Below are 25,731 nucleotides of genomic sequence, written 5' to 3'. Positions count from 1 at the left end.
CATCCGCGCATGTTGGACCCGACAACGCCGCGGGCCTCCCGCACAGAACTGGAGATGACCATGAGCGCCGATCCTTCGAGGGCCCCCGAACCCTGGGACGCCCCGAACCTCAACAAGGTGATCGCCTACATCGAAGAGCCGACACCGGCACCGCCACTGAAGCGGAACGTTTTCGGAGAGATGGAGGGCCACAACTTCCAGGGGGACAACGTCCCACTTATGTGGCCCGATGGCCCCTTCACCGTCTCCTACGACCTCGTCGAAATGTGGGACTGGGAGGGCGACAGCTACATGCGCGATGTCGTCTCAGTGACCGTCACTGAAACATCCTCGTCCGTCGAGCACGAGTACTACGTTCTGTCTGGACCGTTCGGCACCAAGAAGCTGAAGCCGTTCATCGGGATTGATCCATACCACTACACCGCCGCGAGGCGGAAGGCCGCCGTCAAGTGGGTTGGACGGCACAAAGAAGAAGCATCCGAGATCCACAAGCTCGGCCAGCTCATCTCCGCTTACGTCGACCCTGCCGGAGGAGACAGCTTCGAGGAGCGTGACACCGGCCTGGCGGACCAAGCGGCGTCCTGGTCCGCCAGGAGGTCCAACTTCCGCGATCTTCTGGATAGGTTCGAGGTGGCATGGTTTCTGCTGAACAGGATCAGCACGGAACCCCTGCCGACCCCGTCCTTCTACACCTACCCGGAGCAGGTCTACGAACTCAAGGCAAAAAGGGTTCCGCAGAAGAACTGGCCAGCTCACCTGAGGTCATTTGCAAGCCGAGCCGGGATGATCGGGAATGTCGATCGTCAAACCGGAAGCGTAGAGACTCACGACCGGATCACCGATTCCGAAGCGTTCATCGACGAATGGATGCGCGGACGCGCAGTCGCTGAAGAAGAGGAGCGAGCCGCGCATGAAGCCTGGAAAGCCGAATGGCTCGCGTCCCGCGCTTGACCATCCCGGCCCAGTCAGAAGGACCGCGTCACCACGGCCGGCGGTTCCGGGTCCTCGGCGTGAGGCTGGCCACCAGCTGACGGAACCGGTCACGGCCAGTCGCCTCCGGGTCGGCCCCGTCATCGCCGCGGGCTTCCAACGTCGTGAGCAGCTTCCACTGCTCCGTGTCCCGGTACCCGGTCTTCCCGGCACGTCGGGTGCGGAGCTGCACCCATTCGGCTTCCGGATCCTCGACTGACTCGATGGCGGTGTCGGCGGCGTCTTCCGGGGCTGTCGGGTGGCTGGCGAGAAGCAACCAGAACTCCACGTCGACGTCGGTGTTCTTCCGGGCGGCGTCACGGAACTTCGTGTTCGCGCCTAGCCCGACGGTGGACGCGGAGATCGTCGGCTCTCCCGGGTCGAAAGGGTTCCGGAACACCAGAACCCACAGCAGCCGGGTGCGTCGGCTGAACACGTCGTTCAGGCGGGCCATCGCCTCGTCACGGGTGCGTCGGGCGTCGGGGATGTCGGGGTCGGCCATCCGATCAACGCTACCCGCTGTCGCTGGGCGTCAGCTCAGCCGATCGACGCTCCGGCCCCTTCGAGGGGCTGCCCGTCGTCATCGACCGCGACCGGGATGTGTAGCCGTGGCGGCACGACCAGGTGGGCGGGGTTGGCAGTGGCCCGAACTCCGTCGAACACATCGGGGAGGATCCCCTGCTCGTCGTGACGGCCGAGCTGCGTGACTACCTGCCAGAGGATCCCGCCAGCAGGGGTGAATGTGCCAGGGGTGTCGGAGAATGGCGGCTCCGCGAACGTCGCCACCAGCAGCCATTCGCCGGGGTGGTCCTGGTCGAACGCCCGCAGCCCGACATGGGTGCCGTCGAAGATGGCCGCGGCGGGGAACCCGTCCTCAGCCTTCACCGCATGGATGGCCACCGTCTCGGTGTGCAGCGCAGCGAACGACTCGAATACGTCATGGATGATGCCGCGCGGCTCCGACGACGGACGAGCAGACATCTGAACGGTGCGCCCTCCGGCGTCCATTCCGGTGATGGTGAAATACAGCGCATCTGTCAACGGTCAGCCCCCTCGATGAAAGTCGAACAGCAGTGATCGGAGCCTAGACCCGACCGCCGACGCGGAGGCTGGAAGCTGGCTGCGAACTTCGGCTGTCGTTGGCCGACGTCGTCGCCGAAGATCGTGGCACTATGGCGGACATGACCGAATGCATTCACGGGCTCGAGGAAGACCGCTGCGATGCGTGCGCACCCAAACGGCGGACGCCGGGCGGAACCACTGCGTCCATGGCAGGGAAGGAGTTCTACCTGGTGTACATCCCCAGGATCCGGGAGGACACCTTCATCCACCTGAACGTGGAAGGCGACACCTGGAAGCTGCGCGGCTACCCGACACCGGACGGGCCGTACGAGGTGATCTCCCAGACTGCGAAATCGAACACGAAGAACGTGATCGAGCTCAGCGAGCACCCCCGCGTGAAGCAATTCCCCTACGACCATTCGTCACGCGGTGGGGAGTCGATCAACAACAACCGGTACTGGCACGACGAGATCGCCAGGAGAAACAGGGAGCACGGGCTCTAGTTCCGCCCGATACGATTCCGGGAACGGCGGGAGGGCCATCCATGATCATCTTGCTGCTGATCCCAACCCTGATCGTGCCGGTCTTCCTCGCGATCCTGTGGTCGGTGCTCCGAGTGTTGAATCCTCGGTTCGTGTCCAGGCCATGGTTCTACCTGTGGGCTGCCGCAGCTGTTGTCGTTGTCCCACCGCTGTTCGGGTGGATGGCGATGACCGCGGCCAGCACATCCGACCAGTTCCACTCAGCTGACCCGTTCGCCGGCATCCACATGTTCTACGGGCTCGCCGCCGCCGCCTTGAGCGTCCTCACACTCATCGTGCTGTGGTTCATGCGGCCCAGAGTGAAGCGCAATCAGGCGCGGCGAGTTGCCATCGGCGACTAGCACCATGCCCATAGGTTCAGGGCATGTACACCGTCGACTGGTTCACCATCCCGTATATCGCGTTCCTCGTCCTGCTGACGCTCGGGACGCTCACGCTGCTGGTTCTCCTCGGTCGCCTGATGTTCGTCGCCACCCAGGCGCTGCAGAGCTACCGCCGCGCGCAGGAGATCAAGATCACGCTCCTCCTGGCGGACGACGACGGCGACGTCACGAACAACTGACGGCGAGCCCGCAGTGACTCACCTTGGCGGAAAGGCGGCCGCTGTCACAGCCGTCCTTCTCGCCCTCTCCGGCTGCAGCGCCAGCCCCGGCTCAGGTCCACTGGAATACGAAGGCCCTGAGCACAACGAGGTGTGCGTGCCCGCTGTCCCGGACACCAGCATGGTCGTGGGGGAGACCATCGCCGCTCCGGACGGAGTCGAAGCGACAGTGATCGACGTCACCCTCGTCGACCCCAGCAACCTGAAGCTGACCGAAGCGTCGATCGCGCCGATCATCGATCAGTCAGGAATCGGAGCATCCGCGTACCCGCCGACAGAGGAGGCGTGGACGCTGCGGCGGGACGCGACCGGGGCGACGCTGCCGGAAGACACGACCAGCAACCTGCTCCTCGTCCTCGAACGGACCGGCGACACGAGTGGCACGGCATCCAGTGTTCAGATCCGGTACACCGTCGGCGGGACCGAATACGTCGAACATGGGACGACCTCGATCGAGTTGGCTGAAGCCTGCTTCTGAAGCCTGGGCCCGGACGCTGGGTCAGCGCCGGTTCAGCTTCTCCGCATCCCATCCGGGCAGCGCAGCGGTCAGTCGGACGCACCGCTCGTTGTAGCGTCGGCCGGTGCTTGCCTTCGCTCCGCGCTGCACCCCGATCCAGCGGCCAGCATGCGCCTCGACCGGGTCGCTGCTCAACGAGCTCGGCCACCGGCCATGCTGCGCAACCCACGTCGCCAGCTCATCAAGGCGGGCGCCCCACAGCTGCTCATACCGGTCGGCGGTCGGAACGCCAGGCACGGCAGGTCCTTCCCAGCCCGGGGTGGCTTCGTCGAGCTTCTCCTGATGATCGGGGAGCAACGTACCGCGGGACAGGTGCCGACGTTGGTACTGCATCCAGGTGGCGTGGCGGTGCTCCTCACCGGGCTCCGCCGTCTTCATCGGCAGCCGGCCATGCTCCGCAACCCACGCGACGAACAACGGGAACGACTCATCCCAGGTGCGTTTCGGGTCGTCGACAGATCGCTCCTTCAAGGTGAACCCCCGGCTTCGGCTGACCAAGGTGGGTGGCCGCCGTTCGGGGACCATAATGCCAAGCAAGGGCGGGGCCGCTCAAGCTTTCCGGGGTCGATCCCATCGGGGCCCGTTACTGGCGGCGGGGGAGTTCCTTGTTGTTGACGTCGAGGAGGGCGACTTCGTCGCCGGCGCCGAGGGTGATGGCGCTGACCCACATGATCTTCCCGTGGACACGGATCTGCGACCCGATGAAGTTGGAGTCCGTCCACAGCTGGCGTGCGTCCGCGGCGGTCCGGGCGATGCCGTAGTCCTCACCTGCGGTCTCTCGGACGATGGGTGCCATCCGGTCCGCTTCGAGGTTGTCGGCGACGGTGCTGATCACGGCGCAGCCCACGAAGAGACCCAAGATTGTGGCGGCTCCGGCTGCGAAAGCGATAGCGGCGGTGCGGGGGACTCTGGCGGGCATTGATGCTCCAAGGCTGAGGTGAACTTCTTCTTCACCACCAACATGCGCGGTAGCGAGGGTTCCTGCGCCACCAGCCGGAGCTTCTCAGTCCGCCAGAGCAGCAACCTTATCCAGGCACCGGAGCGACCACAGGAAGAACGCAGTTGCTCCGACCGCGGTCCCCGCGAAAGCAATCCAGGCGACCGGCAGCATGTAGCCGACGGTGAAGAGCAGGGTCACGCCGACACCAATGAGTAGCACTCCAACGGCGCCGGCGATGCTTCCAGCGAGCCGGGACTTCGACAGCCGGATCGTCACCGAGCGGAGGCAGAAAGCTGTGATCAGTGCGGCGAACGCCGTCACCAGACCGACCGGGACCGCGTACAGCAGAGCGATGAACGAGTTCGCGAAACCGTTCATCAGGTTGCTCGACGACACCATCACTTGAACCGTCGACAGAACAGCTGCGGTGAGGGCTCCGATCAGGACGGTGTACCCGATCACGCTGACGAGGGTGACGTGACGGCTCGGGGCGGGAGCCGTGATCTGCTCGGTCATGCGGCATCCACGATGTAGAACACGATCTCACCGTAGTCGGGGTTGTCGATCCGGCTCGCGTCGAACACCGCCGACATCGGCGGCACCTCGGGGCGCGTCTCGTGGAACGACCAGATGCCGCTCTCCACGTGCCGGTCAGCCCATTCCAAGTCGGTCGGGCTCGTGTAGAGGACGTACCCGCGCTCACCGGCGTCGGGAAGGCTGGTGGTCTGCATGTACGGCCCGCCGGGTTCGGCGTCGTCGGCGGGGAAGATCGTGTACCGTCCGGGGAGCCCGGACAGGGTGGTGGTGTTCTGCGACCAGGACTCCCAGAACAGCTCGAACCGGTCGAGGTGTTCCGGGATGCCGGCGGCGGCCTCCTTCACGAACGCGAGGATGGTGTCGTGGTCGGCGGTGTCCGGGAACTGCGGGTCGAGGCGGAGCTTCTGGAACCAGGTGGGGCCGGTGCCGTGGTTCCACCAGTCGTGCGCGATCAGCGCAGCGACTGCGGTGCCCTGCGTGTCCAGCCAGTACCGGAACTTCTCGCAGGCGTCGTGGAACTGGCTGATGCCGCTGTCACCGTTCGCCGTGAAGTAGGCGTGCACGGTGGCGTAGTCGCGGGAGGTCGGGAACTCCGGGTCAGCGTTCACCCATTCGGCGAGGTCGCCGATGAACGGGTCGTAAGCCTTGTCGGAGATCCACGCCTTGAACGAGTACCGGTCGGCAGGAGATGTGGCCCTGTCGGCGGCGGAGACAGCACGGAGTGCTGCAGTGTAGGTGACACCGTGCTCGGCGGCGTAGGCGCGGGCGGTCTTCTTGATGTTGGCGTTGTCCATGGTCGTATCCGTATCTCGGCTGGGTTCCCGCGCACCCGCCGCAGTCGGTCGACGTGGTGATGCTGCTGCGCAATCCACTCAGGACCTTGTCCTCGTAAACGACCGTCGGCGCGGGCCTGGTCGTCTCGGAGAGGAGCCGGCGCTGCGGCTCTCAACACCATCATGCGCGGTATTCGCAGGTTTTTGTGTAGCCGTGCAGAACCCCGCTGCTCCGCGCATGAAAGCTATGACCGAGAAGCAAGGAAGTTCATGAACGCCGACACCGCGACCATCGCCAACAAGCTCACCGAGCTGGACCCGTCCACCATCGACTCCCTCATCCAGGTGATGGGGCTCGTCCGCGCCCAGTCCGGGCTCACCGAGGTGCAGCCCGTCCCGGAGGACCCGTTCGCCCTGGAGACCGCAGAGACGCGGGCGTACTGGGATGGGATCTCGCAGCGCGCTGAAGCCGACACCGCCCAGATCGCCGAGAACATCGCCGCCGGCCGCATCTACATCCACGCCGGCGAGAGCAACAGCTCCGCAGTCATCCACTCCGTCGACTGCGTTTCGCAGCGCAAGGAGCTCGACCGCCCCGCAGTGTGGGCTCAGTTCGAGGATCGCTGGCGCACAGACGCCCACTTCAACACCAACCTGCAGATGTCATGGGTCGAGCCGCTCCTCCCGACCATGGTGACGCTCGCCGACATCGAGGACATGCCGGCGTACAACGCCTGCGACCGCTGCGACACCAGCGCGCTCGCCCACCGGAAGAAGCGTCGCCTCTTCAACGTGAAGCCGACCTCGTTCCACTCCCTGTCCCGTACTCACATCAGCCGGGTGTTCGCCACCCTCGACGGTGCAGTCCTCGGGCGGGCGGAGTCGATCACGATCACCGCCGACCACACCGTGCTGACGTTCGAAGACGGGGCCACCGCCACCGGCGGCAAGGACGACACCCTCATCATGGTTCCCGCGAAGCTGGAACACGAAGTCATCGGCCAGGACGCCTGATGGGCGCCCGCAAGAGCCGCGGCGCTGTCGAGTGGCACGTCCCCGGACGGAAAACCCCGATCGCCTACTCCACAACCGCCACCAGCAACCTCATCGGGATGCTCGCCGCCGACGGCCTGACCTTCGAGCAGGCGCACGCAGCGATCAACTACGACGACGAAGCGAAAGCGATCCTCACCCTGTACATCGAACGTGGGCACGGCGAGACGGTCATGACTGAGTTCGGGGTTCGCGCCTAGAAGCTGGGATCGCAGATGCCGATACTCTCACTACAACATCAAGCGTGCCGACGGAGGTAGCGGACAGTGAAGATCCTGAGCGGGGACATGCGACCCGGCGACTACGTCCTTGGTCGGTATGCAATCACCGGGCCGACCGGGATCGTCCAGGTGAATGCGTACACAGTCGTCGCCGTTGACACTGTCGACACCGCGACGTCCAAGCAGTACGACTCAGCGCTGGGCTCAGCCGCTGTCGGCGCCCTTGTCGCGGGACCTGTCGGCGCTGCAGCTGGGGTGGTGTTCTCAACACGGGACAGAGCTGGCTCCCTGATCGAGGTTCGGTTCCGTGACGGACGGAAGGTCTTGGCCGCCGTCTCCAGCGCCGAGCACCAGGCGTTGCTGAAAGCGGTCGCACCTCAGCCGATCAGCCCTCTCGAGGCGGCTCTGCTGTGGAAGAACGCAACGCCTGTCACCGGATCCGACGGGCACCAAATGTTGCACGGTTTCTTGTGGCAGAAGAAGCGCCGAGGCCAACCGGAGCTGCAGGTGCGACTATGGGATGACAGGCTCGAATGGGACGCCGTCGCCGACAACGCAACGAAGCGGCCCAACATCAGCGTTTCGCAGATCCCTCTCGGGAAGGTCGACCGGATGGAAGCATCCGTCACCGAAGGCCAGCCGGAAGGCGTCCTGACGGTCCACGCCTACGGGCAGAGATACGACTTCCCTGGCCCCGCATACCAAGTGAAGATGGCCACGAAGACGTACGCGCAGCTGCTCGCAGAGCTGAACGACCTGGCCCCGGACACGGTCATCTAGCTGTCCTGTCCTGCCCCTGCACCTGACCTCAACCCGCGCCCCGACATTGTCAGTAGGCGAAGAACGACACGATCACCGGTGCGTCATTCGTCCCGGTAACAGTGCACTCCACCGTCACCTCCCGCTCGGCGTTCGACTCGTTCGTCACCTCTGCGGTGAACTTCATGAAGTAGTTCGCCCCGTCGATGCTCTCCCCGAGCAGCCCGAAGATGAACGCCGGGTTCCACCCGAACTCGAACAGGCGTTGCCCCTCCTGGTCGCAAGCTGACTGCGCGAAGGTACCGGTCAGACCGGTGGTCGTCTGCGTCGGATCGGCCGGCGGCGCCGCTGTGGGCGCCGGTTCAGGTGCAGACGGCAGGGGTGTCGCTGACTCCGTTATCGTCGGTGACTGCGCCGGCACAACCGTTGGGCTCGGCGTCGGCGACGTCGCCACAGCGGCTGTCGGGGTGCCGGCCCCAGCCGTCCCGTTGAGCGCGTTGGTAATCGAACCGATCACGAACACGACCACTATCCCACCGACCCACACCCACCAGGGGATACGGAGCCAGAAGGATTTCGGTTGTTCACCGTCTGTCACGCCACCGAGAATACTCCTGCCGGTTTCTGGCGGAGACGGATGTTCAGATCCGGTGCGAGGATCATGTCGCCGTAGGCATCTGATCAGTTTCCGAACAGCGCCTTCACGATGTCGTGTGTGTACCCGTCAGGTTGCAGGTTTGTCCATCTGGTGGAGATCCAGATTCCGTCCCGGAAGAAGTATGAGTACCCGTTGTTCCCGTCAGCTGTCATGGCGGTTTCGGTGACGCATCGGGTGCCTCCGAGCTCTTCGTAGCAGTTCCAGCCGAGATCCTGGGCGTGCACGACAGCACCGTCGAACTGTTCCGCGGTGAGACGAGCGATGTCGGTTCGCAGCATCATGTCGTTTCCGCCGTAAGGTCCATGCCATGCACAGGTGATCTCCGATGTTGCATCAAGCAGGGTGGCGAATTGTTCGTCGTGGGCGCGGCCGGTGTTGGCGTTCTGTTCTTCCAGCGACCATGCCGGGTTCAGGACCTCGCCGTGCATCTCCGGCGTCCAGTCCTTCGTGTAGATGTTCCGGCAGTCGCCGGGGATCGCGACCGCACGGGTAGTCGGGGACGGTGTGCTCGTGGCTGGAGGGTCAGTCGGTTCCTGTGTCGGCTCTGCCGTGGATGCAGGCGGGTCGGAAGCGGCAGGGGTCCCGGCGGTCGGCGCCGTGTCTCCGGGGCTCCGGAAGGCGACACCGGCCGTGACTGCGAGGGCGATGACCAGGACGGCGATCACCATCACCAGCCAGAACACCGTGCGGCGGTACAGCGGCGTGCGGACTGTGGGTGGCTGCTCGGCGGTCATGGCGTCATCCTTCCAGTTGCCGTGATCGTCAGGCCTTCGCCCGACGTCACGGTTTGGTGTCGCCACCTTCATGTGCGGCGCCCCGGGATTTCGGGCCGCCGCCGTCGCGCTGAGACCTAGAGGGGTGACTGTGGGCGTTCTGGGGCCACCGCCTCACCGCAACTCCCAGTTGTTTGCTGGGCGCTGTCCCCTCAAGCGGGGCTCTCCCGGCGCAGTTGCCCGTCGATACGTTCACCTCAGACCCGCGGCCGCCCCGCTCGGCGGGCGGACCAACTCAGTGAGGAGTTGACATGCCCCACCCTGCATTCGAAGCCCCGGACGGCTGTGCCAGCGATGGCGGTGAGCTGAGTTGATGAAGTGGTGGCGCCGGCTGTTGGAGGGTTCACCGGACTGCGGCTGCTGCCGGTCCGCGAACCCATGCCGGACCTGCGAGGAAGCGCTCGTGTTCGGCGACCCTCACCGATGCGAGCACGCCACCGGGAACTGACCTCGCCGGACGGCTGACCAGGTCACTGGCGGCGCACGTGCGATCGGTCCATACTCTGGGTATGCCCTTGGCGCGGTTCACCACCGCTGAGGATTGGCTTCAAGCCTGTGTCGCCGCCACAGGCCGGCCCGACGTCTCCGCTGTCGCAGATCTTCACGAGCTCGACCTGGAACTTGGACGTCGCGTCGCGGAAGCCGAAGCTGGCGGCGCTGACCAGTTCGGGCGCACCGACCTGACCGTTGCCGAACTCGCGGAGCAGAGCGGTCTTCCAATCCGGACCGTCAGTCAGTATCGGATGGCTTTCGTGGCCCTCGGGTTGGAGGTGTTCGTCGTCAGCAACAACGGGAACACCACCCGGAGGCAGCTGCAGATGCCGCGGGACAGCTTCATCACCGACCTGGCGGCGCAGTACCAGGAGCCATGACCAACGGGTCAGCCGCAGAAGTCGCAGGTTCCGGACAGTGGAAGCACAGCACCGCATGTCGGGCATTCGCCGCCGTACCGTTTGTCTTTCGTCGACCTGCCGGTGCCGTTCCTGGGGGAGCCATGGTCAGGGTGAGTGACACCCCAGAGCCCGGTCCCGCGGCCGCTGTGCCAACGTTCGACGTCGCCGAAGATGCGGACGATCTCATCCTCGGATGCGAACCCGTTCGTGTAGCCGGCGTGGATCTCCAACGCCGGCCCGCCGTCGCGGCGTGACACCTTGATGTAAGCGGAGCGCCCCGAGTAGCCGGCCGCATCGAACTTCTCTGCGATCGGCGCCAGGAACTGCTGGTTCGCGAAGGAGCGGCGGTGCTGCTGGAACGCTTCCTGAAGTGTCCCGTAGTCGCGGTCGTCGACCGTTTCGACGACCTCGTCGTACTCGTCTTCCGGGTTCACGCCGGCATCCGGTTCAGTTGCATTCACAGTCCACTCCGATCGCGTCGCGGACTCCAACCTACTCGGCGCGCACTGCCGGCAGCAGCGACACGGAGCTGGGATGCGCGGCCTGATGGCGTTGCGGGCATTCTCGATGCCTGGATCAGCTCAGAAGTCGGCGCTGCCTTGCCCCGGTCCGTTCCCGGCCGTGCCGCGTTCGTGCTCCTCTGACGCTCGCTGTCTTGCGAGACGCTCGCCGGTCAGGTCCTCTGATGGCGGCTCTGACCGCCGTCGCACCATTCGTACGACGAGCAGTACGACCAAGGCGAGGATGATGATTGCCAGGATCCAGAATCCGATATCCATGCTGCGCCTCCGCGCGTGTTCCCCCGCGATGGCGCCATCGTACGCCTCGGCCTTCGGCGACAGCAAAGGCCCGTTGCCGCAGAGTGAAGTCAGCCTTTCAGCTGACGCAGTTTCACCAGCTTGTCGATGGTGTCCTGCGCTCGACCGCCGGGCTCCCGCAGCTCAGCCAGCCCATGCTCGGCGGCCGCGGCGCCGGTAGGGAACAGCGGAACAGTGGTGGTGTAGTCGGCGCAGTCCGGGTGCAGGTTCCCGTGCATGATTCCGAGCCTGACAGCGAGCAGCTGTGTCGGGTCGGCATGGCCGAGCCATCCTGAGCAGACGTCCCCTGCCCCGTGGTGGCACATGAACGCTGCGATCGGCTGCTCGAACGTCTCACCGTCGTACCGGGGGAGTTTCGCGTACTCCTCCCCATGCCACACACCCGATGGGGCGGATCTTCTGTAGGGGCAGGACGCGCAGGGTGTGGGGCGCGGGTGGGCGCCGCCGTCGTGGTCGTCTGTCCTGCTCATGCTGGGCTCCACGCTACTCGGCTGGCTGGGGCTTCTTGTGCCAGGCGATCCACGTCCTCTTGAGGAAGTCGGTGTCTTCGCCGCGCTCGAAGTCGGACATGTGCACCTCCCGGCCGATGTACTCGCTGAACACTTCCGCGAGGCCGTCCCGTCCGGGGTATCGGCCGCCGGTGCTGTCGGTGCTCATTGTGACGTTGAACCATCGGCCGTCGTAGTGGGAGTAGAGGGTGTCGGGGATCTCGATGTCCACCTCGGGGATCGGTGAAGTGTCCACGGCGTCGAGGTTGGCGATGTGGTCTACGGTCACTTCCTGACCGGCTTCCCAGCTGACCTCACCGTTCGTGAAGCTGATGATTCCGATGCGCGCGAAGCCATCTGCAGCGTCGCTGAAGTTCATCGACTTGACAGTACCGAACGCCTGCTTGACGTACTCGCGGCCGCGAACGACAACGAAGACAGGCTGACCGTGGAACGGCGCCAGCTCGGTGAGAGAGCCGGCGGTGCCGGTGAATGTGACCATGAGGTGTTGTTCCTTCGAAGTTGTGATGGGTGGCGGCGGGTCAGGTCAGACGGTTACGTGCCAGACCATCCACTCTTCGCCGAGGAGCGTGTACATGCCGGATGAGTAGATGTCGTCGCCGGGGAGGTCGTTCAGGTGCTTGCGGATGGCTCGCACAGCGCCGAGGTTCCGCTCGTAGGTGATGCCGGGTTCTGTGGGGTCGGCGGTGACGACGGTGCCCTCCTCGGTGTACTGGGCGTACAGCGTGATGGTGTTGTCGGCGGTGGCCGGCTTGTCAGTGTGGGCGGTGGCGTTCGTGGGGACGTGCCAGACCTCCCAGGTGGCGTGGGGGGTGACGAGCTGGCCGCCGTCCTCGATGTCGCCGCGCTTCAGATTCCGGCCGACCTGATGGGACAGCGCCTTGAGCGGTGACGGCATGTCGCTGTAAGTGACACCGGTGGCCGTCGGGTCGGTGGTGACGATGGTGCCCTCGGTGGTGTACCGGACGTAGAAGGTGGAGGTGATCTTGTCGTTGTCCGGCTCGTCCTTCTCGGCGGCAGGCGCTGGCTTCCAGGTCATGTCGTCGGGCAGGGTGATGACGATCTCGTTGCTGCGCTTCCAGCCGATGTGGCCGCCGCCGGCGAAGTAGATCCGGCCTTGGGTCCTGTCTTCGGGGTGCGGTGAGAGATCCCGCAGTTCGAGCGAAGCGACGACGCCAGCTGCGACCGTGGTGCCCTGAATCGCGTCGGTCACTTTGACGGTGAGGACCTGCCCGATGAGCGGAGCGAGCTGCTCGATGGTGGCTGTGGTGCCGGTGAACGTGATCATGAGTTGTTGTCCTTCGTGGTTAGCGGGTGACGTGGAAGATGTCCCACGTTTCACCGTTGGCGACGCGCTGCCCGCCGTTGACGATGTCGCGGAGAAGGAGGTCCCGGCCGAGGTAGGCGCTGAGGGCCTGTCGTGGGGTGTAATGCCCGGGGTACGCGCTGTAGTTGTCGTCGTTGTGCACGTCTTCCGTGACGATCACGTCGCCGCGGTTCGCCGTGTACAGGGTGATGGTGGTCTTGTCGTTGTCGGACCGGCTGCCGACCTGAGCTACGGGAGGGATCAGGTCAGCCGTCTGGTCGAGCAGGTCGACGGTGACTGCAGCGGAGTGGTGCCAGCTGAATGAGCCGCCGCCCGAGAACGTGATGTCCGCACTGATGCCGCGGTGGTGCATGGGATCGATGACCGCGGACCCGAACACACCGAAGGCCTGGAGTTCACGGTCGCCCGGAATCTTCGAGGTGATGACGACGGGCTGTCCGAGGAACGGGGCGAGAAGCTCGACGGTGGCGTCGATGCCGGTGAATGTGACCAAGGTGGCTCCTTCGACGGTGGGGTTGGGATTCACCACCGACATGTGCGGACTTTGTCACTTCGGTGGCGCCGCCCGTTTACGTCGCACGGTGCTGACACAATCGACCGGTGACCAGCATCGACCTCACTACCTTGACCGTCGGGGAGCTCCTCGACACGTACTCCGGGATCCTCGACGAGCTCCGCCGGCGCGGTCTCGTCCGGACGAAGAACGCACCCGTCGGTGACCTCGCCGAATACGCGGCTGCGATCGCCTACGGCGGGACGCTGGAGAACAACTCCGCGAAGTCTTACGACCTCATCGCCGAGGATGGCCGGCGTGTGCAGGTGAAGGTCCGCAACGTCGCCGCGGACACCAGCAGCTCACAGACGTTCTCCGCGATCCGGTCCGACGGGTACGACGTGTGCCTGTTCATCCTCGTCGCCGAGAACCGGGTGTCCGCAGCAAGGGAATGGTCGCCGGCAGAGGTGGCGGAACACGGGAAGTACCGGGAGCGGAGCAACTCCGTCGCCGTCCGGGTCGGCCAGCTTTGGAAAGCCGGCGTCGACGTTACGCCGTCACTTCAGAACGCCTGGATCACCATGCTGTCGATGCTCCCCGCAGTCGGCTTCGGCACACCGGAACAGGAAGTGCAGGATCGGGTTGACGCTGTCGCGGCGCTGCTCGCACCGTAGTCCTTCAGCTGAACAGGCAGGCCGGGGTGAGTTCCGCTCCCACCCCGGCCACGCCTTCGGTCACACCAGCTGGTCGGCGATCCCGTAGTACCCGGCCACACCGCGACCGCGGCGGAGCTGCGCCATGAAGAACTCCTCCACCTGGTCGCACACCTGCTGCGTCTCGGCGTCCGGGCGCACCCCGGCCAGCGTCACCTGGATCTCCTCCTCCACGAAGCCGGTGAACGGCGAGCACGGGTTGGTGACGGCCTGGTGCTGGGCGAGGAACATCACGGTGATCGGTGCGAACGTCCCGTAGGGGAGGAGGGCGAAGAACCCGATGGACGGCCCGTCGTCCTCGACCATCGACGTCGGCATGTCCATGAGGACGGTGCCGGGGACAGCGGTGAGCAGTACGGTGAACGCTTCGACGATCCCGCCGAGACGGTGCTGGTTCGCGACCTTCCAGTCTCCGGGACGGATGCCGGCGGTCGAGCGGAGGCTCTCGATCGCCGACAGGATCTTTCCGCCGGCGTCCGTCGGGTCGGTGATGCCGTCCGGGACCGGGTGGGTGCCGGTCGCCTCGAGCGTCGACAGGAGGTCGCGCAGCATGTCGTCGAAGCTGGGGTTGAAGGGGTTGGTCATGGGGTTCTCGTTTCGTTTCGGTGCTGGGGCCGATTTGGTCCCGACTACTCATACGCAGCTGGCGGCGCTGTGGCCAGCGCTTCACCGACCCAATTTGGCGGGAGGGTGTGAGCCGCTGCTGCTGAGTGGCTGCACCGAGTAGTACGCCGCTCAGACCCGATTGACCAATGGATCCGAGATCCAGTGTGGGAAGCCCGCGATACTCTGACCGTCGTGACAGACGACCGCGACCGAGACAGTTACCTGTTCGCTCAGATCATCCAGCCTCTGCAGGACGATGAAGATGCCGCGGCGGCGCGGGCGGCGCTGATCCGGGCACACGAACTCCACCCGCCGATGACCGACGCGGAGCGGGCGGCGGCGATCAGGGCGAACCTCGGCGTCAGACCGCCGAAGACGCACACGGGCGGTGAGCCGTTCACGGCGGCGGCCACCATCCGCATCCACGAAGGGTTCTTCTCCGTCGACGGAGCCCACCCGGACGGCGACGGCAGCATCTTCACCACGACCAACTACCAGAACCGTCTGTTCGCGCTGTCCGACACCGGGGTGGTGGTGTTCACCGGGCTGAACACCGGACTGGTCCCCATCCGGGTGGAAGCCACCCGTGAGGAACCGCCGATGCTGGACGGCGAATGGGTCGGGGAGGCATCCATCCACTCCGAGTTCGGGATCATCGACATCACCTCGTTCGAAGATGCAGCGCAGATCCGCAGCGCAGCGATCAACGGACCCGGTGACTACCGGGTGCGGATCTCAGCCCGCGGCCGCGAACTCCACTACGACGGTGTCAGCGACGACCTCGACGAGGTGTACGTCGTGCAGGTGTGGCCGGCGCCGAAGGCTGGGCCGGTGCTGCTGGTGGAACCGCCGAACACCTGAGCCTGGCTATCGCCTTCCTCACGAGCTGGTGATTCCGCGCATGTAGGAACCAAGGAGGTTCCACCATGCCCACCGCGCCCGCCACCATCGCCCTGCCCGCCCAGCATTGGGTGGACCGCCACACCGTCATCCCCGAACGCGGCATCATCATCGAGAAGTTCGACACCGTCACGTTCACCGAGTCGCAGACTCGCACCCGCCCCCTGAAGGATGGGCGCGAGGTGAGCTACTGGTACTACGGCGCGCGGACGTTCTTCTCCGCGAAGCCGACGAAGTCCGGCGAACGTCTGCTGCGGATCCGCAGCCGCAGCGCCGCCACCAGGAACAAACCGTCGGTGATGACGGAATCGTGGGAGCAGACACGGCATCTGCTGGACAACGACAGGACCTTCCCGCCGGAGCTGTTGGAAGCCGCCACACGAATGCTGCACCGCACCACTGGTGTCCCCGAGGGCCACGAGACGATGAAGAAGTCTGAGCTGTTCCGTGCCGTCGCCCACCCGTACCTCCTGGAGCTGGCGAAGGCAGGTCAGGACGGGATCCTCACCGGTCCCCGCCACCGACACATCCCGGCACGTGCACTTCGGGCCAAGACCGCCGCGGAGTTCACCACTGCAACGTTCGGCGTCCGCCGCACCCGGAAAGACCTGGTGAAGGCCGTGGCCGCAGCCAACATGTTCGACGTCCAGATCGCCCGCGAGGCAGCGAAGCACGTTGAGGTGGACTGGCTGGTGGAGTTCCTCCGAGCGTCCGTCGCCACACCGACCGACTGGGCGAAGGTCCGCAAGTTCGGGTGGGGAGGTGAGCGTGAGCTACCAAGCTTCGGGAAGCTGTTCGCGCTCGTCCCGCCGCAACGCCGCCGACGGCTGCTGATGCTGATCCCCGGAATCACCAAGGACGGGTTCCGCTGGATCGAAGACGCCGTCTACTCGTACAAGACGCTGACCGACGCTGCCGGCACCGAAGCGTGGACCACCACACCGCCACCCGCTGTGGCGCAGGCGAAGACGTGGCGTGAACTCCACGACGCCCTGGCGTCAACCGTCCGCCGGTTCAGGAACATGAACCTGCCGATCCCGTCGCACCCGGTCACCGACGCTGTCGACGGGATCCGTGCGGCCGGCCACATCATCGAAGCGGCACGGGAGACCGACCAGCTGCTCGACTGGGGTGACCAGATGCAGCACTGCATCGCGTCGTACCGGTCACAGGCGATCAGCGGCCACACGTACCTGCTCGCCGTCACCAACGAGGAGACCGGCGGCCTACTCGCCAACATCGAACTGTCCACCGACGGGAAGGTGCGGCAGTTCTACGGCCGGTTCAACGCCCGCCCCGACGCGGAGATCACCGACCCAGTGACCGTGGCGGTGGAACGCGCAGCGCAGCAGGTGCTCGCCCAGCAGAAGATGCTCGAGGCGGCGTGACCTCCGCAGGCGCGCACAGACACGCCATCGAGCCCCAGAGCGAGATCCGAACACAGAAAGCCCTATGGTGAAGCCGATGACCACACCACAGCAGAACCGTCAATGGTGGATGATCCCGACTCGGTGGGGGCTGACCGCGACCGCACTGCTCGCCCTCGGCCTGACCGTCGCGATCCTGAGCTACCTCGACGGTGCGACCGGGGCGATGCAGGTGGTCGCCATCATCCTCACCGCGCTCGCCCTGCTCTGGATCGCGCCGCTCACCATCTACACGATGGTCAGGGCCAAGCGAGACCGAACCAGGTAGACGAAGCGTCAGCCGACGGTCGGGCCTGGCTCCACGGCCTCGTCGTCGTTGGCAGGTGCTGACGAGCCGACGTTGGGCTTCGAAGGGTCAGGTTCCGCTTCAGGGGCGGCCGGCTCCGGCGTCTCCACCGCGCCGGTCGGCTCGGAAGGCTTCGCGGGTTCCGGGCGCGGGGTCGGCTTCACGGTGGGTGACGTCTCGTCGACGGGCTCGGCGGAAACCGGTTCGGACGTCGACGGCGCAACCGTCGGCTCAGCCGGGAACGCAACCTGATCACGGCCAGCTGACTGCTCGTTGTGCCGATGCACGAACCGCTTGGTTTCGTTGTCGATCGGCGTCGTGCCGTCGCTGATGGTGCTGTAGTCCGACTCGGTGACGACCACGTTCGAGAGATTCTGGTCTGCTGAGTCGGCGCTGTAACCAGGAGCAGAGGCAGGGGAAGCCGCGAACAGTACAACTGCGGCAGCAGCGAGGAAGAGCGTCGCGGAGCTCGCGACGATCGGAGTGCTAAGAGTCATCAACGGTTTTCAGGTGAGGGGAAGAGGGCGCGAGGCTACTTCACCCCAATCGGCGAAGCTACATGGCGGGAGTGAGTGACGTCTGTACGAACGTTGGAAGCAAGCTGTGAGCGTTCCTCACCAGAAGGTCACGCGTCGATTTCCTGGCTCCTGACGGGGCTGCTAACCGCGGGGCTACCGGTCGCCGCCAACTTTCCGGCGGCGAGCGAACCCTGCGAGAAGCAAGCCTGCGACAGCGAGCAGGGATGCGGTCAGCAATGCGGCCGACGGATCAGCACCGGTGGATGAAAGCTGCGTAGTTCCCGAGCTTCCGGACGGCCCGGCTATCGGGGTAGGGCCGTCGGCCCCCGCGGGGCCGGCGCTGGGCGGTGTCGTCGGCGGGGTGGTCGGTCCGGCGGGTGCCGCCGTGACCTGCAGTGTCCCTTGACCCCAGCCGGAAGTTTCCGAACCGATGACGAGGCTGTATGAGCCGGTGGGTACGGTTGCGGGGATCTCCAGGCCTGCAGTTGCCCAGTTCTCTGGAACCGGCGCGGTGTAGGTCGGAGCGGTGGTCCATACGTCGTCCCCTTCCGGGACGAGGAGGTACTCGGATGGCTCTCCGCCCTCGACTGTCACTGGCGCGAACGCGCCCTGGACCACAGTTCCCGGGCTCGCTTTCACTGTCAGGGTCGGAGTAGTGAAGTCCAGCAACGGTTCGGTGGCGGACTCAGGCAGGACATCGACAGTCGTCTGAGCCACGCTTGCCCGACCCTTAGTGTCGGTGACCTTGACGCCCACCGTGTACGTCCCAGCTGTTGGGAAGGCGTGTGCGAACGACGGCTCCGATGGAGTCAACTCGAACGTCCCGTCTCCGTCCAAGTCGAACTCGAAGGTTCCGGCGTTGTCGAAGGTGGCGGAGTCCACAGCAGAGATGACGGTCTGCAAGCCTGCGATGGCCGGTTCACCGACCCGCACTGCAGCTGATGGTGCCTCAGTGGTGTCCTCCAGCGCCTCCTCCAGCGCTCCGTCGAGGCCATCGGGATCGTCGATCGGGAACACCTGACCGCCTGTCGCGTCGGTGATGGGGGTCAGAGCTTCGGTGAGCTCCGGCACGGCAGATGCTGCGTACAGGACGATCGGGTCGAAGCTTCCAGCCTCTTCTGCGGCGGCCACCGGGCTGGTGGGCGCCAAGCGTGTTGTTGCTGGAGTTGGGTCTCCTGTGTCATCCACATGCGGCTCGGCTGGAGCGTCGCCTGCGTCAACCGGAACGTCCGCTGTCGGTGGTACGGCATCGGGTCCGTCTTGGGTTCCCTGCCCCAGGGAGTCATCTTCGACCGGAGCGCTGCGGGCGAGCATCTTGGCTGCCGGGATCGGCCCGCCCTTCAAGATTGCTGTGACCTGAGCCGCCGTGTAGCCCGTCACGTCCTCCGGGTCATGGGGCGGGGCGTCTCCGATCAGAATGATGGAGCGCGAGACACCAGCCTTCCAGGATTGGCGGGCTCCTTCCACAATTCCTGAGTAGACGGCTTCAGGCCAGTCGCCGCCGCCGTCGGCGTAGAGGGTGGAGAGTCCAGCCGTCAATGAGGAGAAGTTCGTGGTCAGCGGCACCACTGTTTGGGCGACGATGTCGTCCCCGTGGTCTCGGAACTGGACCAGACCGACACGTGAGCCGGGCGCCGCGGCCAGCGTTGACGCAGCGACGCTGGCTGCGGTTGCGACAGCCTGGTCGATGTATCCCGACATGGATCCCGTGGTGTCGATGACGAACACGACATCCGCGGGCCTGGTGGTCGGCGGTGTGGTCGTCGTGGTCCGCTTCCACGATGTGTGGGCGAGGTCGGCTACCTGCTTCGCCTTGTCCTTCGCTTCGTTTGGGTAGGCGGAGGTGTAGTACGAACCGTGGTCTTTGAAGTCCCCTGTCGCGAACTTGTACGACGTGCCCCATCGGAAGTCGCAGATGACGTCGCCGTCATGACAGATGGCCGCCTTGGCGAAGGACTCGCCGTAGAACTTGTCGATGGTCGACTGCAGGAACGGGTAGTTCCACCGCATGAAGCCGTTCCCGGCTTTCTTCGACCCTTCGTTGCCGGCGGAGTCAGGCTTTTGGTATGGGTCGCCGATGTCGATAACCCCGATGACGGATTTCGGGTTCGCCTGGGCGAGGAGCCGTGCCGCCATCGCTCCCTGTGAGTAGCCGACCGCGATGAACTGCGGGGACGGGCATCCGGCGGGCTGGCTGGCCTTGAACGCAGTCATCTTCTTGACAGCTGCGTTGGTTCCGGCGACAGCTGATCCGTTCAGCTTCGAGAACACCTCGGTCCATGCTTCGACTGCCGGGTACCCGACATCGGTGGTGGAGTCCGGCGGCGCGATCGCGATCACGGGAACGGAGTCAGCCTTGAACCCGTCTTTGTAGGTGATTGGGGCGTACTCCTCGAGCATCCCTTTCAGCCGCCACCCCTCCCAGCCGTTCGTGACGAGGTTGGTCTTGCCGTAGCGATGATCCTTCCCGGCGTTCGAGGTGACAGTCTCGACGAGGTTCTTCTCCCCAGACCCGCGGAACGCTATGACGGCGACAGGTTTGCAGCCGGTCGAGGCGGAGGCGTCTGGTGCTGCTGCCGGGATGACCGCAAAGGCGGCGCTGATGAGAACTGCGAGGGTGGTGCTGGCGGCCAACTTCACGGTTCGTGGGTACACGTGACGCCCCTATTGCCGGAGGGTCGGGTTTCCGGCAGTCGCAACGTATCAGGGCCTGCGAAGTGCCGTATCCCCCTAATCGGGGGTCAGGCGGTGGTGTTGAGCCAGGCCATGAGATGAAGCCACAGCAGCCCCGCCGTCAGGACCCACACAACGACGACGACCGTGCGGCGGCCGGCTGCGTTCTCAATGAACGTGACAGCCGCGTCGATGGCCACCGACAGGAAAGCCAAGACCACCGAGATCACCGCCGCCGAGATGATCAGCCCCGAAGCACCGCCGACCCCGCCGTGCGGATCGCCGAGCGCCCCGGAAGGCAGGAACGACACCACTGCCCCTTCGAGGACCACGGCCATCACCACAAGATGGTGAGCGATTGCCCAGCCGGCGCCGCGAGGTCCGGTACCACGCTTGCTGCGGACGCGGGCGAATCCGATCCAAGAAGCAACGAGGGCGGCGAACACGATCACAGCGAACACAGCGAACATCAAACGCCTCTCATCAGGGGGTGTCAGGTTATCGGTCCCGCGGACAGCAACTGCATGCTCGCAGAGCAACGCTCCATAGTGCCGATGGTTCCGGCACCATCATGTGCGGCAGCACCCACTCCTGCCGTGAACGGCCAAGAAGCGGACCGTGGGAACACCGGCAGAGGCAATCATCGCGGCCAAGTGCCACGTGCCGCACCTCTATCGATTCGAGGTACCAACCCACCGAACGAAAGGCACCTCATGCACTACTTCACCACCCGCGACGAAGCACTCGCCGAGACAGGCGGCACCGGCGTCGACGTCACCGAGATCCCCGACCAGGTGAACACCGACCTCGAGCGGTTCCGTCAGACGACAGCCGCCCGCCGGAACATCGACCAGATCTTCGCTGCGTACCGCGAGCTGACCCTGGCCGTGCTCGGGTTGGGAGCAACCCCGGTGACGCTTGAAGTCAGCGCCGTCCGCGACGAACTCATCCGGATCGACCTCGTGCACGCCTACCAGCTCGGCGAGCTCCGCATCCAGACGATCATGGACGACGAGCGGGGCCCGCTGCACATCCACGTCCGAGCCGGACACGCCGATGCCGGGCTGGCTGTCGCGCACTACCTCGAAGGTGTCGTCGAGCTGACCCTGAACCCGGACGAAGACTGACTCGGTGGGAAGGGTGGAGCTGCACCTCAGCAAACGCTGTGAGCACCCTTCGCACTCGCTGGGATGGCGCCGCCTCGCGGCCGGGCTGACATAGACTCGATCACGGTAAAGAGGCCTCGGGGAGGCTTCGGAACCACCTCCGGGGCCCGCTCTCTGTGAGGAGCGTCCAGGCCGCCGGTCTCTCTTCGGGTGAGGGCTTCGGCGGCCATTTCCATCTCCGGGCTAGTCGCGGTCGATGGTGTCCGACCAGCCGGGGATGACAGCGTCGATCATGCCGATCCGCTCCGCGGTGCGCTGCCCGTGGATGACCGCGGACCGCTGCTTGTGCAGCCACCAGCCGAGGGACCGCTCCTCGTCGCTGCCGCTGCGCGGCGACGGGATGCGATCGTTGCCGGCGGCACGCCAAGCGCGGAGCTTCTCGACGGTCTGTTCGAACGTCTTGTCGTGAGCGGTGGTCGACCAACCGGGGATCGCCTCATCCAGCATGGCGAGGCGGCCGGCGCCGATGCCGTCCTCCTTCGCGGAACGTCGCTGCAACGCCACCCACATGCCGAGGAGCTTCTCCGTGTGGTCAGCGGCGGCAGCGCGGGGGAGACGGCCGTGCTCGTCGAGGAACGCGGCGACAGCGTCGAGCTTCAGGTTCCAGTCAGGGCGTTCCGGGTTCATCCAGTCTCCAGCGGCAGCGGTCAGCTGAGCGAACCGGGCCTTCTGCTTCGGAGAGTCGGGGTTCTTCCGGTGAGCGATCCGCTGGTTCGTCAGCCAGATCCCCAGACGGCGCTCATCCGCGTCGTCCTGCACACGCATCGGCATGCGGCCGCGGTCGTTCACGAACCAAGCGAGCTCGTCCGCCATCTTCTGGAAACGGGCGTCGTGAGCGTTGATCTCAGGGGAAGAGGTGAGGTTGTCCATACAGTCTCTATGCGCGAGCACAGAGGGCGGCTGGCAGGTTTAGTCCATGCAGTGGGCTTCGGTGACTTGGAACTTGTCGCCACCGGGCATCGCCAGCTCCAGCTGGGCCACCCCAGTCGCAGGCAGTCCTGCTGTCACCCCATACACCGCGCCGACAGAGACATCGCCGTCCAAAGCGGACACGGTAACGGCGATACCTTCCGGGCAGGGGTCGGCCGTCATGACGGTGAACACCGCACAGCGACCCTCGGACGTGCAGGTGTAATCGCCCTCATGGGCCTTGTAATAGATGGATACGTCGCCAGGGATGACGTAGTAGCCCTGATCGGTCGCAGCCTTGTCCTTCCGCGCCTGCTCGGCTCGCACGAGCGCAGCAGCGGCAGCATCCGCCTTCCGTTTCGCCTCCTTCTCCCGAGCGATCTCGAGGTCGCGTTCGTTCTGAGCCTGCTCGGCGGCTTCCTTCGAGTCTTGCTTTCGTTCGGCGTTCTGGTGAAGTTCTTCGGCGGAGGCGAGTTGGGTTGCCGACCAGCCGTACACCATAACCCCGGCGCCCAAAATGAGGACGGAGCTGAGCAGCAACGCCAGCATGACGCCCCCACCGATCGTGCCTTTCGGCTTCGTCTCGCTCACAGGTTCGCCTCGATCTCAGCGGTCTGCTCGTTCAGCGTGGCGGCTGCGTTCAGGTTCATGATCCCGATGGTCGCGGCGACTGCACCGCCGGCGACCATCACGGCAGCGATCAGCACCCACAGCCACCGCCGGTACCGCCGAGGCTCGGCCGGCACATAGGCCTGAGGTTCTGGTTCCAGCATGGGCGGGGGAGCCGCGACAAGCCTCGGTTCCGGTGCCGGCTGGTACCCGCGGGCTCGGACACCGTCGGCTTCCTGGTCGAGGCGGGCGATCTCCTCCGGGGTCCCGGGCCAATCCTCACGGACCGGGCGGACGTTGAACTGGTGGATGTACGCGATCTCGTAGTCCGTCAGGTACCACGACCATCCGGTGTCCGGGGCTGGGTTCACCCCACGGGTGATGGGCGGATGCGCAGCGTCGGACATCGCAGCTCCCTCAGGGTCGGGTGGTCAAGGGAATGCTCCAGTTCTACCACCGGGCCGCACGACACGGGCAGACCCCGGTTCTGGGGCCGTACCCGCGCAGCGTCGGGGGTCGCCAGTACCATCCGAGCAACCCTCAAGCCGCCACCGACGAAGGAGCTCCACCACCGTGACAACCGGGTACCGCGCCATCTTCCGTCTCGACGACACCGCCGACGCGGTCACCGTCGCCGAAGACCAAGTCAGGTCGTGGCTGCGGACGAAGCAGAAAGGCCGGTCCAACCTGGAATCCGCCGACTGGGACGGCCCCGGAACCCACCCGCTCGGCCCCGGCGCCACCCTCCGCGTCGCGGAACTCGACCACGACCTCGACGGGTCACGCAGACGCGCGATCCGGTTCTCCGAAACGAACCCCGGCGGCACATGGGAAGTGTCAGTCGTCGCCGTCTCCCTCCCGTTGGACCGAACCCACAAGCAGACCCTGTACGTCACCGCCGGGCTCGCCGGCGTCGACCAGGAAGAAGCGATCAGGAAGGTCGCCACCCCGAAGGTGGTGCAGCAGCTGCTCGAAGCTGTCGTCGTCCGCGACGGTGACACCGAGATGACCGCAGCACCGCAGCTCATCCACGGGCACCGAGTCGATGAGGCTGTCGACGCGATCCTCGACCCGGAACGATCCGGAGCTGTCGTAGTCGCCACCTCACCCGGCCCTGGCCTCGACCCGAAATGGGTTCAGATCGTCTCCTCGCTGACGAAGGAGTCCGTCGGCAACGCCACCGTGTTCGTCATCGCCGACGACGCAGCCGACAAGTTCAACGCGGCCGTCCCCGCAACCCACGACGTCCCGCCCGGCCGGGTCCGCACCTTCCTCCCCGGTGTCGACTTCGACGACACCGGCGATGGACTACGCCACCGCGTTCTCGGGCCCGCCACCCTGGAACGCGCCATCCGCCGCGACCGCGTCAGCGGGATGCTGCCCGCCGTCCACGCGTCCGGGATCCGCCGCCGGGTCCTCCTCTCCGAACTCCCCGCAGACGTCCGACGGACCATGGACATCCTCACCAAAGAGGAAGCCCGCGAGGAACGCCTCGTCCGGGTCGAGAAGACCGTCGCAGCGAAACCCGTACCGCCAATCACCACAGACACCGGCACCGGCGAGATCATCCTCACCCCCGAAGCTGTCGCCGCTGACCCGAACGCACCACTGCTGAAACGCATCCGTGCGCTCGTCCGCCAGTGGCTCGGGAAGACCGAAGTCACCGAGGAGTCCATCGACGAGCTCGGCCAGAAGCTGTCGAAGACCGCCGCGGAATCCGACGTTGCCGTGGAGCAGCTGGACGAGATGATCGACACCAACACCCGGCTGCAGCTGGAACTGGAGCAGGCGCTTGCCAGGGTCGACGACGTCGAACTGGAAGCAGGGATGCAAGCCCAAGCCGCAGCAGCCGCGGAACGTGAAGCGCACATCCTCCGCACCAGGTTGGTGAAAGCCGGCGCCGCGGAAGACACGTACGTTGAACCACTGCCGGTCGACTGGCAGTCACCGGAAGACCTGCAGGAGCTCATCAACCGGATCACCGAAGATGCCGACAGCAGCGAGGAGCCGCACCCGGCGCTCAGCTACGTCGTGTTCACCGGCGACCTGGCGCCGACGATGGAGATCCAGAAACGAGACCCGGTCGGCCGGTACGCGTCAGCGTTCTGGGAGTACGTCCACTGCCTCCACGACTACGCGGAACTGAAAGCCGGCGGCGAGTTCTCCGGCAGCCTCCACCAGTACCTCACCGCGGAAGGAACCCACAGCGGGCATGTCGTCCCGCTGGACCGGTTCGCGTCAAGGGAGTCCGCATCGACGATGCAGCGGTGGGCCGACGAACGGGTCTTCCCCGTTCCGACCACCGTATCCGAGACTGGTCAGGTGCTCATGGGGTCGCACTTCAAACCCACCAACGAGAACACCATCGCACCGCGACTGCACTTCCACGACGACACCACCGGGACCGGGAAGGTGTACATCGGGTACATCGGCCGTCACCTCACGAACACGAAGACGAAGGACAGCTGAGCGCAGCAGC

35 protein-coding genes are annotated in these 25,731 nt (G+C 65.5%); 15 read left to right on the top strand and 20 right to left on the bottom strand.

All coding sequences use genetic code 11. The annotated features are described in order from the left end of the window. Positions 1-60: 60 nt before the first annotated feature. Positions 61-951 carry a hypothetical protein gene (locus ASF30_RS11035; protein ID WP_055906119.1) on the top strand — a complete coding sequence of 297 codons (891 nt, stop codon included), beginning with the start codon at positions 61-63 and terminating at the stop codon, positions 949-951. Between the two features lie 28 nt (positions 952-979). Here ASF30_RS11035 and ASF30_RS11030 read toward each other — a convergent pair whose 3' ends face one another. Continuing rightward, positions 980-1,471, bottom strand: coding sequence for a hypothetical protein (locus tag ASF30_RS11030; protein ID WP_055906116.1), 492 nt, complete (start codon positions 1,469-1,471; stop codon positions 980-982). A 35-nt stretch (positions 1,472-1,506) separates the two neighbouring features. Further along, positions 1,507-2,010, bottom strand: a complete 504-nt coding sequence (locus tag ASF30_RS11025; protein ID WP_055906113.1) for a hypothetical protein — start codon at positions 2,008-2,010, stop codon at positions 1,507-1,509. A 227-nt stretch (positions 2,011-2,237) separates the two neighbouring features. Here ASF30_RS11025 and ASF30_RS11020 point away from each other — a divergent pair, with 227 nt between their 5' ends. From ASF30_RS11020 to ASF30_RS11005, 4 genes are all read left to right on the top strand, one after another. After that, complete coding sequence (locus ASF30_RS11020; protein WP_055906109.1) at positions 2,238-2,534, top strand: hypothetical protein; 297 nt, start codon at positions 2,238-2,240, stop codon at positions 2,532-2,534. A gap of 41 nt (positions 2,535-2,575) precedes the next feature. Continuing rightward, positions 2,576-2,914, top strand: coding sequence for a hypothetical protein (locus tag ASF30_RS11015; protein ID WP_055906106.1), 339 nt, complete (start codon positions 2,576-2,578; stop codon positions 2,912-2,914). Between the two features lie 23 nt (positions 2,915-2,937). After that, positions 2,938-3,135, top strand: a complete 198-nt coding sequence (locus tag ASF30_RS11010; protein ID WP_055906103.1) for a hypothetical protein — start codon at positions 2,938-2,940, stop codon at positions 3,133-3,135. Positions 3,136-3,271: 136 nt separating this feature from the next. Further along, entirely contained in the window at positions 3,272-3,652 is a 381-nt protein-coding gene (locus ASF30_RS11005) for a hypothetical protein (RefSeq protein WP_157497244.1), read from the top strand. A 21-nt stretch (positions 3,653-3,673) separates the two neighbouring features. On the opposite strand, the gene ASF30_RS11000 is transcribed toward ASF30_RS11005, so the two are convergent. The 4 genes from ASF30_RS11000 to ASF30_RS10985 all read right to left on the bottom strand — a co-directional run bounded on the left by ASF30_RS11000 (position 3,674) and on the right by ASF30_RS10985 (position 5,962). Continuing rightward, entirely contained in the window at positions 3,674-4,162 is a 489-nt protein-coding gene (locus ASF30_RS11000; protein WP_055906098.1) for a helicase associated domain-containing protein, read from the bottom strand. A gap of 112 nt (positions 4,163-4,274) precedes the next feature. Beyond that, positions 4,275-4,610: a hypothetical protein gene (locus ASF30_RS10995; RefSeq protein ID WP_055906094.1), complete on the bottom strand. Its 336-nt coding sequence runs from the start codon at positions 4,608-4,610 to the stop codon at positions 4,275-4,277. Between the two features lie 84 nt (positions 4,611-4,694). Next, on the bottom strand, positions 4,695-5,147 hold the full coding sequence (locus ASF30_RS10990) for a hypothetical protein (RefSeq protein ID WP_055906091.1): 453 nt from the start codon (positions 5,145-5,147) through the stop codon (positions 4,695-4,697). Continuing rightward, complete coding sequence (locus tag ASF30_RS10985; protein ID WP_055906088.1) at positions 5,144-5,962, bottom strand: hypothetical protein; 819 nt, start codon at positions 5,960-5,962, stop codon at positions 5,144-5,146. The genes ASF30_RS10990 and ASF30_RS10985 overlap by 4 nt, the downstream gene beginning before the upstream one ends. Positions 5,963-6,211: 249 nt before the next feature. Here ASF30_RS10985 and ASF30_RS10980 point away from each other — a divergent pair, with 249 nt between their 5' ends. The 3 genes from ASF30_RS10980 to ASF30_RS10970 all read left to right on the top strand — a co-directional run bounded on the left by ASF30_RS10980 (position 6,212) and on the right by ASF30_RS10970 (position 7,995). Beyond that, positions 6,212-6,955, top strand: a complete 744-nt coding sequence (locus tag ASF30_RS10980) for a hypothetical protein (protein WP_055906085.1) — start codon at positions 6,212-6,214, stop codon at positions 6,953-6,955. Then, on the top strand, positions 6,955-7,194 hold the full coding sequence (locus ASF30_RS10975; RefSeq protein ID WP_055906082.1) for a hypothetical protein: 240 nt from the start codon (positions 6,955-6,957) through the stop codon (positions 7,192-7,194). The genes ASF30_RS10980 and ASF30_RS10975 overlap by 1 nt, the downstream gene beginning before the upstream one ends. Before the next feature lie 150 nt (positions 7,195-7,344). Further along, complete coding sequence (locus ASF30_RS10970; RefSeq protein WP_157497241.1) at positions 7,345-7,995, top strand: hypothetical protein; 651 nt, start codon at positions 7,345-7,347, stop codon at positions 7,993-7,995. A gap of 49 nt (positions 7,996-8,044) precedes the next feature. Here the strand turns inward: ASF30_RS10970 and ASF30_RS10965 are convergent, their stop codons facing one another. Further along, positions 8,045-8,572 carry a hypothetical protein gene (locus ASF30_RS10965; RefSeq protein WP_157497238.1) on the bottom strand — a complete coding sequence of 176 codons (528 nt, stop codon included), beginning with the start codon at positions 8,570-8,572 and terminating at the stop codon, positions 8,045-8,047. 83 nt (positions 8,573-8,655) lie between these two features. Beyond that, positions 8,656-9,366, bottom strand: a complete 711-nt coding sequence (locus tag ASF30_RS10960) for a hypothetical protein (protein ID WP_055906075.1) — start codon at positions 9,364-9,366, stop codon at positions 8,656-8,658. 554 nt (positions 9,367-9,920) lie between these two features. Here ASF30_RS10960 and ASF30_RS10955 point away from each other — a divergent pair. Beyond that, positions 9,921-10,277, top strand: a complete 357-nt coding sequence (locus ASF30_RS10955; protein ID WP_157497235.1) for a hypothetical protein — start codon at positions 9,921-9,923, stop codon at positions 10,275-10,277. 8 nt (positions 10,278-10,285) lie between these two features. On the opposite strand, the gene ASF30_RS10950 is transcribed toward ASF30_RS10955, so the two are convergent. The 5 genes from ASF30_RS10950 to ASF30_RS10925 form a co-directional block, all read right to left on the bottom strand. Continuing rightward, entirely contained in the window at positions 10,286-10,759 is a 474-nt protein-coding gene (locus ASF30_RS10950) for a hypothetical protein (protein ID WP_157497231.1), read from the bottom strand. Positions 10,760-11,166: 407 nt separating this feature from the next. After that, the gene (locus ASF30_RS10940; RefSeq protein WP_055907296.1) at positions 11,167-11,586 is read right to left on the bottom strand and encodes a DUF6283 family protein; all 420 of its coding nucleotides are present in this window, start codon (positions 11,584-11,586) and stop codon (positions 11,167-11,169) included. A gap of 13 nt (positions 11,587-11,599) precedes the next feature. Then, positions 11,600-12,106, bottom strand: a complete 507-nt coding sequence (locus ASF30_RS10935; RefSeq protein ID WP_055906062.1) for a hypothetical protein — start codon at positions 12,104-12,106, stop codon at positions 11,600-11,602. Between the two features lie 45 nt (positions 12,107-12,151). Next, complete coding sequence (locus ASF30_RS10930) at positions 12,152-12,913, bottom strand: hypothetical protein (RefSeq protein ID WP_055906059.1); 762 nt, start codon at positions 12,911-12,913, stop codon at positions 12,152-12,154. Positions 12,914-12,932: 19 nt separating this feature from the next. Next, a complete protein-coding gene (locus ASF30_RS10925; RefSeq protein ID WP_055906056.1) occupies positions 12,933-13,487 on the bottom strand; it encodes a hypothetical protein in 555 nt (184 codons plus the stop codon). A gap of 65 nt (positions 13,488-13,552) precedes the next feature. Between ASF30_RS10925 and ASF30_RS10920 the strand changes: the two genes are divergently transcribed. Then, positions 13,553-14,119: a DUF6998 domain-containing protein gene (locus ASF30_RS10920; protein ID WP_055906053.1), complete on the top strand. Its 567-nt coding sequence runs from the start codon at positions 13,553-13,555 to the stop codon at positions 14,117-14,119. Between the two features lie 60 nt (positions 14,120-14,179). On the opposite strand, the gene ASF30_RS10915 is transcribed toward ASF30_RS10920, so the two are convergent. After that, positions 14,180-14,743, bottom strand: a complete 564-nt coding sequence (locus tag ASF30_RS10915; RefSeq protein ID WP_055906051.1) for a hypothetical protein — start codon at positions 14,741-14,743, stop codon at positions 14,180-14,182. 213 nt (positions 14,744-14,956) lie between these two features. Between ASF30_RS10915 and ASF30_RS10910 the strand changes: the two genes are divergently transcribed. From ASF30_RS10910 to ASF30_RS10900, 3 genes are all read left to right on the top strand, one after another. Continuing rightward, complete coding sequence (locus ASF30_RS10910) at positions 14,957-15,625, top strand: hypothetical protein (RefSeq protein ID WP_157497229.1); 669 nt, start codon at positions 14,957-14,959, stop codon at positions 15,623-15,625. Positions 15,626-15,690: 65 nt separating this feature from the next. Then, positions 15,691-17,052 (top strand): PcfJ domain-containing protein, encoded by a 1,362-nt coding sequence (locus ASF30_RS10905; protein ID WP_055906045.1) that lies wholly within the window; start codon positions 15,691-15,693, stop codon positions 17,050-17,052. 76 nt (positions 17,053-17,128) lie between these two features. Then, complete coding sequence (locus ASF30_RS10900) at positions 17,129-17,359, top strand: hypothetical protein (protein ID WP_157497227.1); 231 nt, start codon at positions 17,129-17,131, stop codon at positions 17,357-17,359. Positions 17,360-17,367: 8 nt separating this feature from the next. Here ASF30_RS10900 and ASF30_RS10895 read toward each other — a convergent pair whose 3' ends face one another. The 3 genes from ASF30_RS10895 to ASF30_RS10885 form a co-directional block, all read right to left on the bottom strand. Further along, positions 17,368-17,874, bottom strand: coding sequence for a hypothetical protein (locus ASF30_RS10895; protein ID WP_055906039.1), 507 nt, complete (start codon positions 17,872-17,874; stop codon positions 17,368-17,370). Between the two features lie 174 nt (positions 17,875-18,048). Further along, a complete protein-coding gene (locus tag ASF30_RS10890; protein WP_055906035.1) occupies positions 18,049-20,535 on the bottom strand; it encodes a cutinase family protein in 2,487 nt (828 codons plus the stop codon). Positions 20,536-20,636: 101 nt separating this feature from the next. Next, positions 20,637-21,038: a hypothetical protein gene (locus ASF30_RS10885; RefSeq protein ID WP_055906032.1), complete on the bottom strand. Its 402-nt coding sequence runs from the start codon at positions 21,036-21,038 to the stop codon at positions 20,637-20,639. 243 nt (positions 21,039-21,281) lie between these two features. Between ASF30_RS10885 and ASF30_RS10880 the strand changes: the two genes are divergently transcribed. After that, positions 21,282-21,695, top strand: coding sequence for a hypothetical protein (locus tag ASF30_RS10880; protein ID WP_055906030.1), 414 nt, complete (start codon positions 21,282-21,284; stop codon positions 21,693-21,695). Between the two features lie 222 nt (positions 21,696-21,917). Here the strand turns inward: ASF30_RS10880 and ASF30_RS10875 are convergent, their stop codons facing one another. From ASF30_RS10875 to ASF30_RS10865, 3 genes are read right to left on the bottom strand one after another with little or no spacing between them, the layout of a single operon-like run. Next, positions 21,918-22,604, bottom strand: coding sequence for a helicase associated domain-containing protein (locus tag ASF30_RS10875; protein ID WP_055906027.1), 687 nt, complete (start codon positions 22,602-22,604; stop codon positions 21,918-21,920). 39 nt (positions 22,605-22,643) lie between these two features. Continuing rightward, entirely contained in the window at positions 22,644-23,234 is a 591-nt protein-coding gene (locus ASF30_RS10870) for a hypothetical protein (RefSeq protein WP_055906024.1), read from the bottom strand. Beyond that, positions 23,231-23,659, bottom strand: coding sequence for a hypothetical protein (locus ASF30_RS10865; RefSeq protein ID WP_055906020.1), 429 nt, complete (start codon positions 23,657-23,659; stop codon positions 23,231-23,233). Before ASF30_RS10865 ends, ASF30_RS10870 begins: the two co-directional genes overlap by 4 nt. Before the next feature lie 166 nt (positions 23,660-23,825). Here ASF30_RS10865 and ASF30_RS10860 point away from each other — a divergent pair, with 166 nt between their 5' ends. Further along, positions 23,826-25,721, top strand: a complete 1,896-nt coding sequence (locus tag ASF30_RS10860) for a hypothetical protein (protein WP_055906017.1) — start codon at positions 23,826-23,828, stop codon at positions 25,719-25,721. Positions 25,722-25,731: the final 10 nt, after the last annotated feature.

This window comes from Leifsonia sp. Leaf264 (assembly GCF_001422325.1).
Classification (GTDB): Bacteria; Actinomycetota; Actinomycetes; order Actinomycetales; family Microbacteriaceae; genus Orlajensenia.
Note: the sequence above shows the minus strand (reverse complement) of the source record. Positions and strands in the feature narration are given on the sequence as shown.